Below are 17,319 nucleotides of genomic sequence, written 5' to 3' on the forward strand. Positions count from 1 at the left end.
ACATAATCGTGGGCGGAGAGGCTGCGTCTCCGAGTGCATGGCGCGGCGACGACCGTCGGCGGGATGCGTTTATGCTTGCAATCTAGATGAGGGTGGGGCTGGTGAAATCGTTTGCTTGTGGAGATGTGGTGCCGGGCTGCGAGGCCCGTTGGGTGTGCTCGACGGATGACGAAATCCTGTTTCAGGTGTCGGCTCATGCCGCCGCCGTGCACGGATTGAGCGAGGTCTCGCCAGAGCTCGAACAGGCCGTGCTGGCCACCATCGTCCCGGTCGGCTGACGCTCGTGCCGGCCGACCGCGTTCGGGCCGATCGCGCCCCCGGCGACGCAGGCTGGGACTCCATGCTCGCCGCGGCCTGCCGGGGAGAGGGTGTGTCGAGCGTCTACCAGCCGATCGTCGACTCCGCCAGAGGCGTGATCGTCGGGTATGAGGCCCTGACCAGGTTCTCGGGATACTCCGAGCGGAACCCGGAGAGCTGGTTCGCCGCAGCCCGCGCGCACGGCCGGGCGGAAGAACTCGAGGTGCTCGCACTGCGCACGGCGCTCGTGGCGCGCCCGACCCTGCCGCGGAACTGCTTCCTGACCCTCAACGTGTCGCCGGACCTGCTGTCGTGCGAGAGTGTCCGCGAGGTGTGGCGGGACGAGGGTGACCTCGGGGGCCTGATCATCGAGTTGACCGAACAGGCGCCCATCGAGTCCTACCTGTCCCTCGAGCCCTATCTCCACGAGGTGCGTGCGGCGGGCGGTCTGATCGCCGTCGACGACCCCGGATCCGGGTATGCCGGCTTGCGGCATCTGCTTTCGCTCCGCCCCTCGATGATCAAGCTCGACAGGGCCCTGATCCAGGATCTCGATCGTGACGAGGCGAAACTCGCGCTCGTCGAAATGGTCGGAACCTTCGCGGGCCGGGTCGACGCGTGGCTGCTCGGGGAAGGCGTCGAGACCGTCGAGGAACTCGACGCGCTCGTCGCCCTCGGGGTGCCCCTCCTGCAGGGCTACGTGCTCGCGCGGCCGGCGCCGCCGTGGGCCGGGATCGACGTCGACGTGGCGCTCCGCCTCGCCGCGCGACGAGTGTCCAGCGCGGCCGCGGTGATCCGGGACGTACTCGAGGTCGTTCCGACCGTCGAAAGCGTCGCAGCAGCCGCCGCCGCCTTCGGCGCACAACCGAGGCTGCGCTCCGTTGTGCTCATTGATGAGCACCATCGCCCGGTGGCTGCGCTCGGCGGTGGATCCGCCCGGCTCGGGGTCGTGAGCCAGGGCCTCAGGGTGAACCTGGACACGCCCATCACCGAGGCACTCAAGCGCGCGATGACCCGCGACGAGACGAGCAGGTTCGACCCGCTCCTCGCGACCGACAACGCCGGCCGTTTCACGGGCATCGCCCGCCTGGAACGTCTGGTCACCGCGGTGGCCGGTTCCGACCGGTCGTGAGTGCGGTCGACAGCCCCGCTCCTCCGGCGGCAGCCGTGCAGCCGTGCAGCCGTGCAGCCGGGCCCCCGGGCTACCAGGCTGCGGGCTTGTAGTCCTTGAGGAAGACGCCGTAGAGGTCCTCGCCTGCCTCGCCGCGCACGATCGGGTCGTAGACCCGCGCCGCACCGTCGACGAGGTCGAGCGGGGCATGGAAGCCCTCCTCGGCGAGGCGCAGCTTGGTCGGGTGCGGCCGCTCGTCGGTGATCCAGCCGGTGTCGACGCTCGTCATCAGGATCCCGTCGCCGAGCATCTCCTTCGCGCTCGTGCGGGTGAGCATGTTGAGCGCGGCCTTGGCCATGTTCGTATGCGGGTGGCCTGGCCCCTTGTAACCGCGGCCGAAGACGCCCTCCATCGCCGACACGTTGACGATGTACGTGCGCCGGGCAGTGGATGCCGCGAGCGAGGCCCGCAGACGGCTCACGAGCAGGAACGGCGCCGTCGTGTTGCAGAGCTGCACCTCGAGCATCTCGAGCGGGTCGACGTCCTCGACGTTGGCGGTCCAGCTGTTGGCGGAGTGCAGGTCGGGAACGAGGCCGCCCGCGTCGATCGCGGTACCGGCCGCGTGCCGGGCGAGCGAGGACGAGCCGGGTGCGAGCGCGAGCGCGGTGAGGTCGTCCGCGGTGAGCGCTTCGGTTGCAGACACGGTCGCGGCGGCGAGGATCGGGTGGCTCGTCACCGAGGCGGCGAGGGCGCTCGGGTGGGCGTCGTTGGTGTGGCCGAAGCTGACGATCTCGGGCACGGAATCGGCCGGCAGCGGCGAAGACTCCGCCTCGACGAGCATCGAGTACGAACCGGGAAAGCGGCGCACGGTCTGCGCCGCGTTATTGATCAGGATGTCCAGGGTGCCTGCTGCCGCGACGGAGTCGGCGAGGCCGATCACCTGGGCGGGGTCGCGCAGGTCGATGCCGACGATCCGCAGCCGGTGCAGCCAGTCGCCGGAGTCGGGCATCGCGGTGAAGCGCCTGACCGCGTCCCGGGGGAACCGGGTCGTGATGGTGGTGTGGGCGCCGTCCCGCAGCAGCCGCAGCGCGATGTACATGCCGATCTTGGCCCGGCCGCCGGTGAGGAGTGCGCGCTTGCCGGTCAGGTCGGTGCGGGCGTCGCGCTTCCCGTGGCTCATCGCAGCGCAGGCCGGGCAGAGCTGGTGGTAGAACGCGTCGACGAGGGTGTACTTCTGCTTGCAGATGTAGCACGCCCGCGGAACGAGAAGCTCGCCTGCCGACGCCCGGTCGGTGCCGAGGCGCAGCTGGGCGCCGACGGTCTCGTCGTCGATCCGGGTCGGGGCGCCGGTCGCGGTCGCCGCGATGACCTCACGGTCGGCCTCCGCGATCAGGGCCCGCTTCTCGCCGCGGCGCACCTGCTTGACCGACTTGAACATCTTCGCGGTCGCCTGCCGGACGGTGACGAAGTCCGGGTCTTCCTGGTCGAGTGCGGCGAGGGAGGCGAGCACTCGCAGGGCGGTCTCGAGGTCGCCGGGGTCGATGCTCGGGACGGGCACGGACTCTGCGGAAGGCTCGATGGTCATCCGTCAATAGTACGGGCCGCTCCCGGACGCCGCCCGGGCGGACCGCCTGACGAAGAAGCGGCGTCCGTCCCAGGGGACGGACGCCGCGTGCCCCTGGGGCGGATGCCGGTGGTGCTAGACGCCGACCGGGTGGCGCTCTGGCTCGGTTTCGGGCTCCGGGAGAATGGCGTCGATCGAGCTCGTCGCCGGCTCATAGGTGTGGTCGAACGGCATCTCATTGGTGTCGAGGTTCGGGTTCTCGTCCTGGGTGGCGACGAGTTCCCGTGCCTCGAAGACGGAGTCGACGCTCGGCATCGAGCCGGGCAGGGGGCGCTGGGCGCTCTCCTTGAGGAAGAAGATGCTCACCGCTCCGACAGCCGAGGTGGCCATCAGGTAGTAGGCGGGCATCATGTCGTCGCCCGTTGCCTCGATGAGGGCCGCGATGATGAACGGGGTGGTTCCACCGAAGATGGCGACCGCGAAGTTGTACGCGATGCCCATCGCGCCGTACCGGCTCTCGGTCGGGAACAGCGCGGGCAGGGCCGAGGCGAGGTTCGACACGTAGAACGTCACCGGGAACGCGATCAGGGCAAGACCGAGCAGGGTCGACCAGATCTCGCCGACACCGATCAGCATGAACGCCGGGATCGAGAGCACGACCGTGCTGATCGCACCGACCCAGAGCACCGGTCGGCGGCCGATCTTGTCGGACAGGTGCCCGGTCAGCGGGATGCAGAGCGCCATGATGACGAGCACCGGGATGGTGAGCAGGGTGCCGTGCAGCTCGTCGTACCCGAGCGAACTCGTCAGGTAGGTCGGCATGTACGAGGTGAGCGCATAGCCGACGGTGTTGGCTGCTGCGACGAGGATCATGGCGAGCAGGATGCCCCGCCAGTGCGCCTTGAAGATGGTCAGCGGGCCGTTCGGGGCCGCGTCGGTGCCGTTCGGATCCAGTGACGCTGCTTCCTTGGCGTCGAGGGTGGCCTGGAAGGCGGGGGATTCCTCGATCTTCATCCGGAAGTAGATGGCGATCAGGCCGAGCGGTCCGGCGAGCAGGAACGGCAGGCGCCAGCCCCAGTCCTCCATGGCCGGCTGGCCCAGGGTGACCTGCAGGATCGACACGAGTGCGGCGCCGATCGCGAAGCCGAGGTAGCTGCCCATGTCGAGGAAGCTCGCGAAGAACCCGCGGTGCTTGTCCGGGGCGTGTTCGCTGACGAAGGTGGTGGCACCGGCGTACTCGCCACCGGTGGAGAAGCCCTGGACGAGCTTGGTCAACACCAGGAGAGCGGCGGCCCAGCTGCCGATCATCGCGTAGTTCGGCAGGATGCCGACCACGAACGTCGACGCGGCCATGATCATCAGCGTCATGGCGAGGACCTTCTGGCGGCCGATCTTGTCGCCGAGCCAGCCGAAGAAGACGCCGCCGATGGGGCGGGCGATGAAGGTGGCGGCGAAGGTGCCGAGGAGGAACAGGGTCTGGACCGACTTGTCGGCCTCGGGGAGGAACACCGGTCCCATGGTCGTGATGAGGTAGCCGAACACGCCGACGTCGTACCATTCCATGGTGTTTCCCACGATGGTTCCGCCGAGTGCTTTCTTGAGCATCGGCTGGTCGACGACGTTGACGTGGGAGACCCTCAGGCGACGCTGCAGGAGGGGCTTCTTGGTCTTGATTATGGCGCGCTTGGCATCGGGCATAGAGTCTGACAAACTACGGTCTCTGGGCATTTGAACTTCTCTCGTGGAGATCACTTGCTCGCGACGTGGAGCTGGCCCTTTTCGGGCATAACGAGCAATTTTAGTCCAAAAACGCCGTCAAACCGAATTTTTTGGTGGGATACCGACGCTGGGCAGGGGTTTCTTCACCTTCGCGGAGCGAGCGGATGCGGGTGTGCGTGCACCTAGGCTGGTGCGATGACGGACACCGTGAAGTTCTGGTTCGACCCCTCCTGCCCCTGGGCCTGGATGACCTCCCGCTGGGTGGATGAGGTGGCCTCACAGCGTGACCTCGACGTCACCTGGAAGGTGATGAGCCTCGCGGTGCTCAATGAGGACAACGACGTGAGCGAAGAGTACGCCGCGTTCTTCCCCCGGGCTCTCCGGTACACCCGCCTCGTGCAGGCGGCGCAGGAGCTGCACGGGCAGGCGACCGTGAAGGCCCTCTACGACGCACTCGGCACCCGGATCCACCCCGGCGGCAGCACGAACCCCGACGAGGTCATCCCGGCGGCGCTCGCCGAGGTCGGCCTTCCGGCGGACTTCGCCGCGTGGGCCGACAGCGACCACTACGACCCGGAGATGCGCGCAAGCCACTTCGACGGGATGAACCGGGTCGGCCAGGACGTCGGCACCCCGGTCATCGCGGTGAACGATGTCGCCTTCTTCGGCCCGGTCATCTCGCCGGCGCCCAGGGGCGAAGCCGCGACGAAACTGTGGGACGGCGTCGTGGCCGTGGCCGCGTACCCCGGTTTCTTCGAGATGAAGCGAACCCGCACGGTCGGTCCGATCTTCGACTGAGCGGATGCCGGCGGCGCCGGGAGCAGGACGGCGATCGCACGGGACGGCAAATAGTATGGGGTCATGCGCATTCACCTCGCCACTGACCATGCCGGCCACGATTTCAGCCGTTTCCTCGTCGGTCACCTGACCGAGGCCGGCCACGAGGTCGTCGACCACGGGCCCACGAGCTACGACCCGCTCGACGACTACCCGTCGTTCTGCATCAATGCCGCCCAGGGCGTCGTCGACGACCAGGCCGCGGGCATCGACGCGCTCGGCGTCGTCTTCGGGGGATCGGGCAACGGCGAGCAGATGGCCGCGAACAAGGTCGTCGGGGTCAGGGCCGCGCTGGTCTGGAACCTGGACATCGCCCGGCTCGCGCGTGAGCACAACAACGCGAACGTCATCTCGATCGGCGCCCGCCAGCACACGATCGAGGAGGCGACCTCCTTCATCGACGCGTTCATCGCCGAACCGTTCACGGGCGAGGAACGCCACGCGCGACGGATCCGCCAGCTTTTCGAATACGAGACCACCCGGTCCATCTCCGGCATCAGGGTCGACCCGGCACGCATCGACCCGTCCAGCGTCGACCCGGCCCGCAGCGCGCGCTGACGTGCCAGAGGGTCATTCCGTCCACCGGATCGCCCGGCAGTTCGCGCGCAACTTCGTGGGCCACCGGGTGCAGCTGTCCTCGCCGCAAGGCCGTTTCGTCGAAGGCGCCGCCGTGCTCGACGGGCACGTGATGACCAGGGCGCGCGCCGTCGGCAAGCAGATGTTCCTCGAATTCGACAACGGGCTCTGGCTGCGGGTGCACCTCGGCATGTACGGAGCCTGGGACTTCGCCGGTGAGATCCTGATGGACGCCACGATCGCATCCGCCAACGGCCGGATGGGCCAGACCAACCAGCGCGGCACAGACCTCGACGGGCCGGCGGATGCCGTCCTCGACTCCGCGGGGGAGAACTCGCTCCGGAGCATCGGGGCTCCCCGGCGCACCCGGGTGCGGATGGCCGAGCAGGAGAAGGAGATCGACCAGCGGGGCTCCTTCCCGCCCGAACCGGTCGGGCAGGTGCGGGTGCGCCTGCTCACCGACACGGTGTGCGCGGACCTGCGCGGCCCCACCGCCTGCCAGGTGCTCGACGCCGCAGAGGTGCAGGCGGTCATCGACAAGGCCGGCCCTGACCCGCTCCTCGATGACAGCCCAGCAGCGGAGGACCGGTTCACGGCCGTCGTGCGCCGCAAGCCCACCCCGATCGGACTGCTCCTGATGGACCAGTCCGTGGTGAGCGGCATCGGGAACGTCTATCGCGCCGAACTGTTGTTCCGGGCCGGTGTCAACCCGCACGCGCCGGGCAAGAGCCTCACCGAGGACACCGTGCGCGGTCTCTGGCGGGACTGGGCGCACCTGCTGACGATCGGCGTCGAAACCGGCCAGATGATGACCATGGACGACCTCGCCGGCGCCGACTGGGTGCTCGCGATGAAGAATCGCGCGGACCGGCACTGGGTCTACAAGCGCGAGGGCCTGCCCTGCCGGGTCTGCGGCACCCACATCCTGCTCGAGGAGATGGGCGCCCGCAAGCTCTACTGGTGCCCGACCTGCCAGGCCTGAAGATCACCCCCCGCCAGCGAGACAGACAGGACGCAACATGCGCAACACCCCCAGCTTCGTGCTCACCGATCCCGCCGAAATCCGGCGGCTGATCCGGGAGAACCCGTGGGCGACCCTGGTCAGCCACACGAGCACGGGCGATCTCGTCGCCTCGCACTACCCGATGCTTCTCGACGAGTCCGTTTCAGGAACGGATACCGATTCCGGCGAGCTCGTTCTGGTCACCCACGTGGGTCGTCCCGACGAGCAACTGCACGAGCTCGGGCAGCACGAGATGATCGTGATCATCCAGGGCCCGCACGGGTACGTGTCCCCGGGGTGGTACGACGCCAACCCGGCCGTGCCGACCTGGAACTTCATCACCGCGCACCTCTACGGCACGCCGGAGATCCTCAGCGCCGAGGAGAACCTGCTCGTGCTCGACCGGCTCGTCGATCACTTCGAGGAGCGCCTGCCCGAACCGCGCCGCCTGCACGGGACGGCCGCGAACTCGGCGTACGCCGACCGGATCTCGGCCGGTACCGTCGGCTTCCGCCTCCGGGTCACCCGGGTGGTCGCCAAGAGCAAGCTCAGCCAGAACAAGCCTCCCGAGACCGTCGACCGCATCATCTCCGAACTCGAGGGGACCGGTCCGTACGCGAGCGTGAACCTCGCCGCCGAGATGCGGCGCGCGCACGGGCGGCTCTCCCGCGCCGCCCGGGCCGGAGACGGCTCATGAGCCCCGATCCGCTCGTCCTCCGGAACGCCCGACTGCCCGGGAGCGACGAACTCACCGATGTCGAGATCGTCGACGGCACGGTCACGAGGCTCGGCTTCCTCGGTGGCGAAGGCGGCATGGGTGGCGACGGTCCTGCCGTCGAGTCGATCGACCTCGGCGAGCGCTGGCTGATCCCCGGACTGTGGGACAACCACGTGCACTTCACCCAGTGGGCGCAGATCGCCCGCCGACTCGACGTGTCGACAGCAGGCAGCGCCGCGGAGGCCGCCCGGATCGTCGCGGGGCGCATCCCGCTGCTCACGACAGGGGAGACCCTGATCGGCTTCGGCTTCCGCGACGGGCTCTGGCCGGATGCCCCCGGCCGCGCCGTCCTCGACGCCGTCTCAGGAACGGTCCCCGTCGTCCTCGTCAGCGGTGACTTGCACAGCGTCTGGCTCAACTCCGCCGCCCTCGCCGCCCGCGGACTCGGCGACCACCCCACCGGCCTGCTCCGCGAGGAAGATGCCTTCGCGGTGGAACGGGCACTCGACGCCGTTCCGGACGCGATCAGCGACACCTGGGCCGACGAAGCGGCGCGGGTCGCCGCCGCCCGCGGCGTCGTCGGCATCGTCGACCTCGAAATGGTCTGGAACCTCGACGTCTGGCGCCGCCGCATCGCCGCAGGCACCGATTCGCTCCGGGTCGAGTTCGGCATCTACACCGAACACCTCGAGCGCGCCGTCGCAGAGGGCCTCCGCTCCGGTGCCGTCATCGACGGCACCGGAGGTCAGCTCAGCGTCGGCCCGTACAAGGTCATCACCGACGGTTCGCTCAACACCCGCACCGCATACTGCTTCGACGACTACCCGGGGCTCACGGGCGCCGACGCCAACGGCGTGCTGAGCGTGACGCCAGACGACCTGCTCCGCTGGATGCGCCTCGCGAGCGAGTCCGGCATCCACCCCGCCGTTCACGCGATCGGCGACCGGGCCAACCGGATCGCCCTCGACGCCTTCGAGACCCTCGGCTGTGCGGGAAGCATCGAACACGCCCAGCTGCTCAGTCACGCCGATGTCGACCGGTTCGCCGCCCTCGGCGTCGTCGCGAGCGTGCAGCCAGAGCACGCCGTCGACGACCGCGACGTCGCGGACCGCTACTGGGCCGGCCGTACCGACCGCGCCTTCATGCTCGCGAGCCTGCTCCGCGCGGGGGCACGACTCGCGCTCGGCTCCGACGCGCCCGTCGCGCCGCTCGACCCCTGGGTCGGCATCGCCGCCGCGGTCGGGCGCACCAGGGACGGCCGTGAAGCCTGGCACCCCGAGCAGGGCGTGTCCCGCCAGGCCGCGCTCGCCGCATCCGCCCGCGGCAGGCACCGGGTCGCGGTCGGCGACCCGGCCGACCTCGCCGTCTGCGAGACCGACCCGTTCGTCGCGTCCCTCGACGACCTGCGGCGGATGAACGTAGCAGCGACCCTGCTCGGCGGCCGGTTCACCCACCGCGCGCTCTGACCCGATGCGGGCCGCGGGGGTTTTCCCCCGCAGCGATTGGGACGCAGGCCCGATGGGCGCGCCGGGCGTTCACGGCGAGGCTGGAGTCATCCACCAAGGAGGACACCATGACCACGACGACACCCGCAACCGTCCCGCACTCCGGGGAATCTGGCAGTCTGGAGACCGTGCAGACCCCTCTGAGCGAAAATCCCGGCTATCGAGGCCTCTGGCGGTCGGTACCGCGGGAACTCGGCTTCCTCCTGCTCGCCCTTCCCGTCGCGGTCATCGCCCTGAGCGTGCTGAGCACCGTCTTCTTCACGGGCGTCGGTATGGTCGCGATCTTCGTGGGGCTGTTCGTGATCGTCGCCGCGCTCTATGCCGCGCGTGGTTTCGGCCTCGTGGAGCTGACCCGCCTGCGCTGGGCCGGCCAACCGGCCATCCGGCCTCCCCGGTGGGAACGTGACGGCCAGCCGGTCACCCCGCTTCGAACCCTGCTGGGCCCGCTTGTCGGCGGCCACTACTGGCTCTACCTCCTGCACGGCATGGTCGTGAACTTCGTGATCTCGCTCGTGAGCTGGACCGTCACCGTCGTCTGGCTCTCGATCGCCCTCGGCGGGGTCACCTTCTGGCTGTGGGGCTGGTCGATCCCGCAGGGCCAGGAGGGGGCAACCGGGCTGTTGGGCCTCGGCGAGCTGATTCTGCCGGGTACCCAGGGCGTCGGCAACCCGTACCTCGTCGAGAGCCTGCTCGAACTAGCGCTCGGCCTCGCGTTCCTCGCCACGCTGCCCTACGTCACCCGGGGCCTCGTGCTCGTGCACCGGTTCATCGGCCAGGGCATGCTCGGGGCCTGGCGCTCCGAGGCGCTCACCCGCGAGGTCGCCGACCTGAGCGCCTCCCGCGGCGCGGCCGTCGTCGCAGAGGACCGCGGCCTCCGCCGCCTCGAACGCGATATCCACGACGGACCCCAGCAGCGCCTCGTGCGCCTGCAGATGGACCTCGCGAGCGCCGAACGCAAACTCGACACGGACCCTGCCGCCGCCAGGGCGCTGCTCGCCGAGGCGCGGGAGCAGGCCCACGACACCCTCGAGGAGCTCAGGGCGCTGTCCCGTGGGCTCGTCCCGCCGATCCTGCAGGACCGCGGCCTCACCGTCGCGCTCGAGTCCCTCGCAGCCAGGAGCACCATTCCCGTCGCTCTCGAATTCCAGCTCGAGCCGGGGCTGCGGCTGCCCTCCGAGATCGAACGGAGCGTATATTTCATCGCGGCCGAGCTCCTCACGAACGCCGCCAAGCACTCCCGCGCGAGCGGCATCCGCCTGCACCTCGCCCTGCGCCGGGTGCCGGACGACGACTCAACCTGGCTCGACCTCTGGGTGATCGACAACGGCATCGGTGGGGCCGTCCTCACCGAATCGCACGGGTTGTGCGGCCTCGACGAGCGCCTGCGGGGGCTGCGCGGCCTGCTGTCGATCGACAGTCCGGCCGGAGGTCCCACGAATGTCGGTGCGCACATCCCGCTGGCCGAAACCCTGCCAGGTTCGATCGTCGTATCCTGAACGGGTGACCTCGCCAGAGCAGACCAGCGCAGCATCCGCGGCTCCGCTCCGGCTCGTTCTCGCCGAGGACTCGCTCCTGCTTCGTGAGGGGCTCGTGCGGCTCTTCGACGAGGCCGGGTTCGACTGCGTGGCCGCCTATGGCGACGCGGACGGCCTGCTCGCCGACGTCGATCGCCTCCGGCCGGACATCGCCGTGCTCGACGTGCGGATGCCGCCGACATTCCGGGACGAAGGGGTGCGTGCCGCCCTCGAGCTGCGGCGCCGGCTCCCCGGAGTCGGGATCCTGCTCCTCAGCCAGTATGTCGAGGCCACATACGCTCACGAACTCCTCGCGGCCGGCGACGGAGGACTCGGCTACCTGCTCAAGGACCGGGTCGCCTCCCTCGACGAACTGCAGGATGCCGTCCTGCGGATCCACGCCGGTGGAACGGTGCTCGACCCGCAGGTGGTCCGTGAGCTTCTGGGCCGCCGCACCGACCCGCTCGAGAGACTCACTCCCCGGGAGCGGGACGTGCTCGGGCTGATGGCCGAGGGGCGCACCAACGTCAGTATCGCCTCCCGGCTCGTGATCGGGGTCGGCGCCGTCGAGAAGAACGTCACCGCCATCTTCCAGAAGCTCGGCCTCGACGATTCGGGAACGGACCACCGCAGGGTGCTCGCCGTCCTCGCCTTCCTCCGCCACTGAGTATTCTGCTGGCACTGAGTATTCCGCTGGCGCTGAGTATTCCGCTGCCACGAGGCGAATTGAACGTAGATAATTCGGTTTAATCTGACGGAACAGGTGCGAACGCGTCCTGGTGCGGGCAGACTGGAACCATGAGCGCAATCGAGAATTCCAAGCTGGCCATCATCGGAGCGGGCGCCGTCGGCACCTCCCTCGCGTATGCCTCCCTGATCCGGCAGTCGGCCCGCGAGGTGGTGCTCTACGACATCAACGAGCCCAAGGTCGAGGCCGAGGTGCTCGACCTCGCGCACGGCACCCAGTTCACCGGCGCGTCCTGCGTGTCCGGCGGTGCCGACCTCGACATGATCTCGGACGCCAACATGGTCGTGATCACCGCAGGCGCCCGGCAGCACCCCGGCCAGTCCCGCCTCGAAATGTCCGGCGTCAACGTCGGAATCCTCCGCGAACTGATGCCCAAGCTCATCAAGCGCGCCCCCGACGCGGTCTACATGATCGTGACCAACCCCTGCGACATCCTCACCTACGCCGCCCTGCACTTCAGCGGACTCCCCTCCAGCCGGGTGTTCGGCTCCGGCACCGTTCTCGACTCCTCCCGGCTGCGCTGGTTGCTCGCGCACCGGGTCGGCGTTGCGATCGCCAACGTGCACGCCACAATCGTCGGCGAGCACGGCGACTCCGAGTTCCCGCTCTGGTCCCAGGCCAGGGTCGGCCCGATCTCGCTCGACCAATGGGTCGCCGATGACATCTCCCCGGTGACCAACGGACGCGAGAAGTTCTCCGAGGCCGAGTTCGCGGCCATCACCGAGGACGTCAAGACCGCCGCGTACCGGGTGATCGCGGGCAAGGGTGCCACGAACTACGCGATCGGGCTCTCCGGTGCCCGGATCGTCGAGGCCGTGCTGCGCGACGAGGGCGCCGTGCTCCCGATCAGTTCTGTGCTGACCGACTACCGCGGCGTGAGCAACGTCGCCCTGTCCGTCCCGACGGTCGTCAACGCCGAGGGGGTGTCCCGGGTGATCGAGGTGCCCTTCTCCGAGTCGGAACAGGCCCTGTTCCAGCACTCTGCCGACACCCTGCGGGCGACGCTCGACACCCTCGGCCTGAAGTAGGGCGCGGCCCCCACTACGGTGGGAGGCATGTGGCCAGAGGCATTTGCAATCGCCGCGGCCGGTTTCGCCGCGGGCATGATCAACGTCGTCGTCGGTTCGGGGACCCTCATCACCTTTCCGATCCTCGTGCTTCTGGGATACCCGCCGCTCGTCGCCAACGTCTCCAACAACCTCGGACTCGTGGCCGGCGGCGTCGCGGGGACGATCGGCTACCGGCGCGAGATCGCCGCTCATCGCGGTTTCGCCTTCGCCCTTCTCCCTGTCGCCCTGGCCGGCGGCCTCGCCGGTGCCACCCTGCTGCTCGTGCTCCCCAGCAGCGCCTTCAAGGCCATCGTTCCTGTCCTCATCCTCGTCGGGATCCTCCTCGTCGCCGTCGGGCCGTGGATTCAGCGCCGGATCGCCGCACGAACCGCGCCGGCCAGCGAAGCGGATGCGGTGGCGGCGCCGACTGCCGAGGCGGCCGGCATCCCCGGCGGTCGTGGCCGGCGCGTCGGCATCATGGTGAGCATCTTCATCCTCGGCGTCTACGGCGGTTATTTCGGCGCGGCCCAGGGGATCCTGGTGGTGGGCGCCCTCGGCATCCTCACCACGGTCTCGCTCGGGTCACTCAACGCCGTGAAGAATCTCCTCGTCACCGGCGTGAACCTGATGGCCTCGATCATCTTCATCCTGTTCGCGCGCGACTCCATCGACTGGGCCGTGGTCGGTCTCATCACCGTCGGCGCGGGCCTCGGCGGCCTCCTCGGCGCGCGGGTCGGGCGGCGCCTGCCGCCCACTCTCCTGCGCGTGATCATCGTGACCGTCGGCGTCGTCGCGCTCGTCAACCTGATGCTCCACTCCTGACCGTTCTGTCCTCGGGGGAGCAGTCCGGAGTAGGTTGATCGCGGGGGAATTCACATGACGCTCGCAGCTTCAGCACTGGTCCGCTCCGCACCTTTGATCTGCGCCCTGACCGCGGCCGTGACGCTCGCCGGGTGCACGCAGGGTTCCGGCGGTTCCTCTCCGGGTGCCTCGCCAGAACCCACGGCATCCGCGACGACGACGTCCCTGCCCGTCGCGCTCGACTGTGGCCTGGTCCTGCCGGTCGACCGGGCCGCAGCCGCGCTCGGACTCCCGACGAACAGCCTCTTCGATCAGGCCACCCGGGCCACCGCCGAGCAGCAGCCGAGCAGCGGCGCCACCCAGATCATCGTGCAGGACGCGGCCGATGCCCTCGGCGGCCTGGTCGACTGCAGCTGGTCAGCCCCGGACAACGGCACAGGAGCGCTGACGGACGACGGCAGCCGGATGCTCCCGCGCGTGAGCGTCCGTGTCCTGCCCAACGCCGTCGAAGGGTTCACCGCGAGTGAACCCGATTCCGACGACGGTCTGCGGGGACTGCACCCCGTCGACCTCGGAGACACGGCGTACGTGGCCTGCCACCCGCCGGAGCACGATTCCTGCCGGGCCGAGATCCTCGTGGGAACCACCTGGGTGAACGCGACGGTCAGTCCGCAACCCACAGAGGAGAGCTTCGTGACCTTCGCTCGCACCGTTGTGGCGGCCGTTCAGACGGCGGACGCGGTGCCGGCGACGACGCCCCCACCGCGCGTCGGCTGTGACGCTCTGCTCGCCGCGGCCGACCTCGCGGATGCCGTGGGCATGGCTGACTCTCGGTCGACCGATTATGGAGTGCCCGGACCGTACACATCGGGCATTCAGCCGATCGCAGAAAGCCGGGCAGGCCTTCTCCACTGCGGCTGGTTAAGCGGGGACGCCGGGGCACTCTCCGGCGGCGTGTCTGTGACCGTGCTGCCGGGCGCTGCATCGGTGTGGCACGCGTCACCGCCGAACAAGGCGAACTCCAGCATCCGGTTCGAAGCGGTGACCGGGCTCGGGGACGAGGCATTCGCCGGCTGCGGAGGGGACACCTGTGAGGTCGACGTGCTCTCCGGCGGTGTCTGGGTGCTCGTGCAGCACGACGCGCAGCCGACCGGCAACCTGGACGGCGCGAAGACGCTTGCGGCCTCCGCCCTGGCCAACTACCTCGCGAACCGATAGGGCGCCGGGGCAATTGCCGGATTCGGAAAGGGAATGACCGGATATGGAGGGGATGACGGGAATCGAACCCGCGCCATCAGTTTGGAAAACTGAGGCTCTACCATTGAGCTACATCCCCATGAGTGCCGAACTGCGCACTCAAATACCTTAGTACAGCCACGGCGGCCTCGCGTACTCGAACCGGCCATGGGCATCCGGTCGGTGCAGTAGACTTACCGAGGTCAATCCGCTGTCGCGTGCACCTGCGTGGCGTCAGGCTGACTCCAACGGGTTGAGACAATATCCGGGGCGTAGCTCAGCTTGGTAGAGCGCTCGGTTTGGGGCCGAGAGGTCGCAGGTTCGAATCCTGTCGCCCCGACCATCACCCCCCTCTGAACCAGATCGAACACAGGAGATAACCCACGTGAAGTCCACGGTCGAAAAGCTGAGCCCCACGCGCGCCAAGGTCACCATTTCGGTGACCCCGGAGGAGCTGAAGCCCAGCATCACCCACGCATATGGTCACATTGCCGAAGACATCAACATCCCCGGCTTCCGCAAGGGCAAGGTTCCGCCGCCCATCATCGACCAGCGCGTCGGTAAGTCGGCCGTCCTCGAGCACGCCGTCAACGAAGGCCTCGACGGTTTCTACCGTGCCGCCGTCGACGAGCACAAGCTCCGCCCGCTCGGCCGCCCCGAGGCCGACATCGTCGAGTGGCCGTCCGACAAGGACTTCTCCGGCGACCTCAAGCTCTCCATCGAGGTTGACGTCCGCCCCGAGATCGACCTTCCCGCATACTCCGGCCTCAAGCTCGTCGTCGACACGGCCGAGGTCACCGACGAGGACGTCACCGAGGAGCTCGACAAGCTGCGCAGCCGCTTCGGCACGCTCATCACGGTCGACCGCCCCGCCAAGACCGGCGACTTCGTGCAGATCGACCTCGTCGCCTCCATCGGCGACGTCGAGGTCGACAACGCGACCGGCATCTCCTACGAGGTCGGCACCGGCGACTTGATCGACGGCATCGACGAGGCACTCGACTCGCTCAGCGCGACCGAGACCACGACCTTCAACTCCACCCTCATGGGCGGCGACCACGAAGGCGAAACCGCAGAGATCACCGTGACGGTCCTCGCCGTCAAGGAGCGCGAGCTTCCCCCCGTCGACGACGACTTCGCGCAGATCGCCAGCGAATTCGACACCGTCGCAGAGCTCACCGAAGACCTCAAGGCGCAGGCGCTGCGCTCCAAGATCTTCGGCCAGGGCACCCAGGCTCGCGAACTGCTCATCGAGCAGCTCCTCGCCTCCGTCGAGGTCCCGATCCCGACCGCGATCATCGAGGACGAGGTGCGCCGTCACCTCGAGGGCGAGAACCGCCTCGAAGACGACGTGCACCGCGCCGAGGTCACCGAGTCGAGCGAGAAGACCTTCCGCCAGCAGATCCTGCTCGACACGATCGCCGAGGCCGAGAAGGTCCAGGTCAGCCAGGACGAGCTCACCCAGTACCTGATCCAGGGCGCAGCCCAGTACGGCATGGACCCGAGCGAGTTCGTCCAGGCGCTCAGCGGAAACGGCCAGATCCCGTCGATGGTCGCAGAGGTCGCCCGCAACAAGGCCCTCGCGATCGCCCTCGGCAAGGCGGAGGTCGTTGATGGCAACGGCGCCGTCGTCGATCTCGCCGAGTTCACCGCGATCGCGGGCGACGAGCCCGAGGCCGCCGCGGACGGGACCACCTCCGTCGACGTCGACATCGACGCCGTCACGGTCGACCCCGCCGCGGATGCCGCAGCAGCCGCCGCGTCGGAAGACGCTGACGACGAGGCCGCCGAGGTCCCCGCGAAGCCGAAGAAGAAGGCCGCAGCCAAGAAGTAACACCCGCGGGCAGCATCCGCTGCCAGCACCCGCTGTACTCCAGCGAACGAGGGCCGGGCGTCTCAGGACGTCCGGCCCTTCCGTGTTCCCGGGCGCGGGGGAGCCGCGCAATCTGCCGAGGGCGAACACGGCCGTTCTGGCTCTCAGGCTCCTATAGATTCAATCTCAAGCGACAAGTGAAACGGAGCGCGACATGGCCGATATGACCCCAACACCCGGCGTTTTTGACCGACTGCTGAAAGACCGCATCATCTGGCTCGGTTCGGAGGTCCGGGACGAGAACGCCAACGAGATCTGTGCCAAGATCCTGCTGCTCGCCGCGGAGGACTCTGAGCGGGACATCTTCCTGTACATCAACTCGCCCGGCGGCTCGATCACGGCCGGCATGGCCATCTACGACACGATGAAGTTCGTACCGAACGACATCGTCACCGTCGGCATCGGGCTGGCGGCCTCCATGGGCCAGTTCCTGCTGTCCTCCGGCACCAAGGGCAAGCGGTACATCACGCCGAACGCGCGGGTCCTGCTGCACCAGCCGTCCGGCGGCTTCGGCGGCACGGCGGCAGACATCCAGACGCAGGCGAAGGTCATCCTCGACATGAAGAAGCGGATGGCGGAACTCACGGCGGAGCAGACCGGCAAGTCGGTCGAGCAGATCCTGATCGACAACGACCGCGACAACTGGTTCACCGCCCAGGAAGCCGTGACCTACGGCTTCGTCGACCACCTGCGCGGCTCCGCGTCGGAAGTAATCGGCGGCGGCGGCACCGACGACTCAGTGAACAAGATCTAGGACGGGCGTACACG

16 protein-coding genes and 2 tRNA genes are annotated in these 17,319 nt (G+C 68.7%); 15 read left to right on the forward strand and 3 right to left on the reverse strand.

Annotated features, from left to right (window positions below):
- Positions 1–86 precede the first annotated feature (86 nt).
- Together E3O39_RS11055 and E3O39_RS11060 are read left to right on the forward strand one after the other, a co-directional pair.
- Positions 87–278: a DUF1059 domain-containing protein gene (locus tag E3O39_RS11055; RefSeq protein WP_241975418.1), complete on the forward strand. Its 192-nt coding sequence runs from the start codon at positions 87–89 to the stop codon at positions 276–278.
- A 5-nt stretch (positions 279–283) separates the two neighbouring features.
- Positions 284–1,429, forward strand: coding sequence for an EAL domain-containing protein (locus tag E3O39_RS11060; RefSeq protein WP_241985042.1), 1,146 nt, complete (start codon positions 284–286; stop codon positions 1,427–1,429).
- Between the two features lie 70 nt (positions 1,430–1,499).
- Here E3O39_RS11060 and E3O39_RS11065 read toward each other — a convergent pair whose 3' ends face one another.
- A complete protein-coding gene (locus tag E3O39_RS11065; protein ID WP_134447863.1) occupies positions 1,500–2,993 on the reverse strand; it encodes an SDR family NAD(P)-dependent oxidoreductase in 1,494 nt (497 codons plus the stop codon).
- Positions 2,994–3,107: 114 nt separating this feature from the next.
- The gene (locus tag E3O39_RS11070; RefSeq protein WP_134447865.1) at positions 3,108–4,700 is read right to left on the reverse strand and encodes an MFS transporter; all 1,593 of its coding nucleotides are present in this window, start codon (positions 4,698–4,700) and stop codon (positions 3,108–3,110) included.
- A 186-nt stretch (positions 4,701–4,886) separates the two neighbouring features.
- On the opposite strand from E3O39_RS11070, the gene E3O39_RS11075 reads away from it, so the two are divergent.
- The 10 genes from E3O39_RS11075 to E3O39_RS11120 all read left to right on the forward strand — a co-directional run bounded on the left by E3O39_RS11075 (position 4,887) and on the right by E3O39_RS11120 (position 14,660).
- A complete protein-coding gene (locus tag E3O39_RS11075) occupies positions 4,887–5,489 on the forward strand; it encodes a DsbA family protein (RefSeq protein WP_134447866.1) in 603 nt (200 codons plus the stop codon).
- 63 nt (positions 5,490–5,552) lie between these two features.
- Complete coding sequence (locus E3O39_RS11080) at positions 5,553–6,086, forward strand: ribose-5-phosphate isomerase (RefSeq protein WP_134447868.1); 534 nt, start codon at positions 5,553–5,555, stop codon at positions 6,084–6,086.
- Between the two features lies 1 nt (position 6,087).
- A complete protein-coding gene (locus E3O39_RS11085; RefSeq protein ID WP_134447870.1) occupies positions 6,088–7,086 on the forward strand; it encodes an Fpg/Nei family DNA glycosylase in 999 nt (332 codons plus the stop codon).
- A gap of 37 nt (positions 7,087–7,123) precedes the next feature.
- On the forward strand, positions 7,124–7,804 hold the full coding sequence (locus tag E3O39_RS11090; protein WP_134447872.1) for an FMN-binding negative transcriptional regulator: 681 nt from the start codon (positions 7,124–7,126) through the stop codon (positions 7,802–7,804).
- Complete coding sequence (locus tag E3O39_RS11095) at positions 7,801–9,291, forward strand: amidohydrolase (RefSeq protein WP_134447874.1); 1,491 nt, start codon at positions 7,801–7,803, stop codon at positions 9,289–9,291. The genes E3O39_RS11090 and E3O39_RS11095 overlap by 4 nt, the downstream gene beginning before the upstream one ends.
- Before the next feature lie 107 nt (positions 9,292–9,398).
- Entirely contained in the window at positions 9,399–10,826 is a 1,428-nt protein-coding gene (locus tag E3O39_RS11100) for a sensor domain-containing protein (protein WP_134447876.1), read from the forward strand.
- A gap of 4 nt (positions 10,827–10,830) precedes the next feature.
- Positions 10,831–11,511, forward strand: a complete 681-nt coding sequence (locus tag E3O39_RS11105; protein WP_241985044.1) for a response regulator transcription factor — start codon at positions 10,831–10,833, stop codon at positions 11,509–11,511.
- 131 nt (positions 11,512–11,642) lie between these two features.
- The gene (locus E3O39_RS11110) at positions 11,643–12,620 is read left to right on the forward strand and encodes an L-lactate dehydrogenase (RefSeq protein WP_134447880.1); all 978 of its coding nucleotides are present in this window, start codon (positions 11,643–11,645) and stop codon (positions 12,618–12,620) included.
- 27 nt (positions 12,621–12,647) lie between these two features.
- Positions 12,648–13,463, forward strand: a complete 816-nt coding sequence (locus E3O39_RS11115) for a sulfite exporter TauE/SafE family protein (RefSeq protein ID WP_134447882.1) — start codon at positions 12,648–12,650, stop codon at positions 13,461–13,463.
- A gap of 54 nt (positions 13,464–13,517) precedes the next feature.
- Positions 13,518–14,660, forward strand: coding sequence for a hypothetical protein (locus tag E3O39_RS11120; protein ID WP_134447884.1), 1,143 nt, complete (start codon positions 13,518–13,520; stop codon positions 14,658–14,660).
- A gap of 44 nt (positions 14,661–14,704) precedes the next feature.
- On the opposite strand, the gene E3O39_RS11125 is transcribed toward E3O39_RS11120, so the two are convergent.
- Positions 14,705–14,778 (reverse strand) — tRNA-Gly (locus E3O39_RS11125).
- A gap of 166 nt (positions 14,779–14,944) precedes the next feature.
- On the opposite strand from E3O39_RS11125, the gene E3O39_RS11130 reads away from it, so the two are divergent.
- From E3O39_RS11130 to E3O39_RS11140, 3 genes are all read left to right on the forward strand, one after another.
- A tRNA-Pro gene (locus tag E3O39_RS11130) sits at positions 14,945–15,021 on the forward strand.
- A gap of 42 nt (positions 15,022–15,063) precedes the next feature.
- The gene (tig, locus tag E3O39_RS11135) at positions 15,064–16,512 is read left to right on the forward strand and encodes a trigger factor (RefSeq protein WP_134447886.1); all 1,449 of its coding nucleotides are present in this window, start codon (positions 15,064–15,066) and stop codon (positions 16,510–16,512) included.
- Positions 16,513–16,705: 193 nt separating this feature from the next.
- Positions 16,706–17,305 carry an ATP-dependent Clp protease proteolytic subunit gene (locus tag E3O39_RS11140; RefSeq protein WP_134447888.1) on the forward strand — a complete coding sequence of 200 codons (600 nt, stop codon included), beginning with the start codon at positions 16,706–16,708 and terminating at the stop codon, positions 17,303–17,305.
- The last annotated feature ends 14 nt before the right edge of the window (positions 17,306–17,319 follow it).

The sequence above is a fragment of the Cryobacterium sp. MDB2-A-1 genome (genome assembly GCF_004402675.1).
In the GTDB taxonomy this organism is placed as follows: Bacteria; Actinomycetota; Actinomycetes; order Actinomycetales; family Microbacteriaceae; genus Cryobacterium; species Cryobacterium glucosi.

What these genes read in the sequence shown, in the direction of transcription:
- E3O39_RS11055 (WP_241975418.1), top strand. Translation starts at nt 87, where the DNA reads ATGAGGGTGGGGCTGGTGAAATCGTTTGCTTGTGGAGATGTGGTGCCG.
- E3O39_RS11065 (WP_134447863.1), bottom strand. Translation starts at nt 2,993, where the DNA reads ATGACCATCGAGCCTTCCGCAGAGTCCGTGCCCGTCCCGAGCATCGAC.
- E3O39_RS11070 (WP_134447865.1), bottom strand. Translation starts at nt 4,700, where the DNA reads ATGCCCAGAGACCGTAGTTTGTCAGACTCTATGCCCGATGCCAAGCGC.
- E3O39_RS11075 (WP_134447866.1), top strand. Translation starts at nt 4,887, where the DNA reads ATGACGGACACCGTGAAGTTCTGGTTCGACCCCTCCTGCCCCTGGGCC.
- E3O39_RS11080 (WP_134447868.1), top strand. Translation starts at nt 5,553, where the DNA reads ATGCGCATTCACCTCGCCACTGACCATGCCGGCCACGATTTCAGCCGT.
- E3O39_RS11090 (WP_134447872.1), top strand. Translation starts at nt 7,124, where the DNA reads ATGCGCAACACCCCCAGCTTCGTGCTCACCGATCCCGCCGAAATCCGG.
- E3O39_RS11095 (WP_134447874.1), top strand. Translation starts at nt 7,801, where the DNA reads ATGAGCCCCGATCCGCTCGTCCTCCGGAACGCCCGACTGCCCGGGAGC.
- E3O39_RS11100 (WP_134447876.1), top strand. Translation starts at nt 9,399, where the DNA reads ATGACCACGACGACACCCGCAACCGTCCCGCACTCCGGGGAATCTGGC.
- E3O39_RS11110 (WP_134447880.1), top strand. Translation starts at nt 11,643, where the DNA reads ATGAGCGCAATCGAGAATTCCAAGCTGGCCATCATCGGAGCGGGCGCC.
- E3O39_RS11115 (WP_134447882.1), top strand. Translation starts at nt 12,648, where the DNA reads ATGTGGCCAGAGGCATTTGCAATCGCCGCGGCCGGTTTCGCCGCGGGC.
- E3O39_RS11120 (WP_134447884.1), top strand. Translation starts at nt 13,518, where the DNA reads ATGACGCTCGCAGCTTCAGCACTGGTCCGCTCCGCACCTTTGATCTGC.
- E3O39_RS11140 (WP_134447888.1), top strand. Translation starts at nt 16,706, where the DNA reads ATGGCCGATATGACCCCAACACCCGGCGTTTTTGACCGACTGCTGAAA.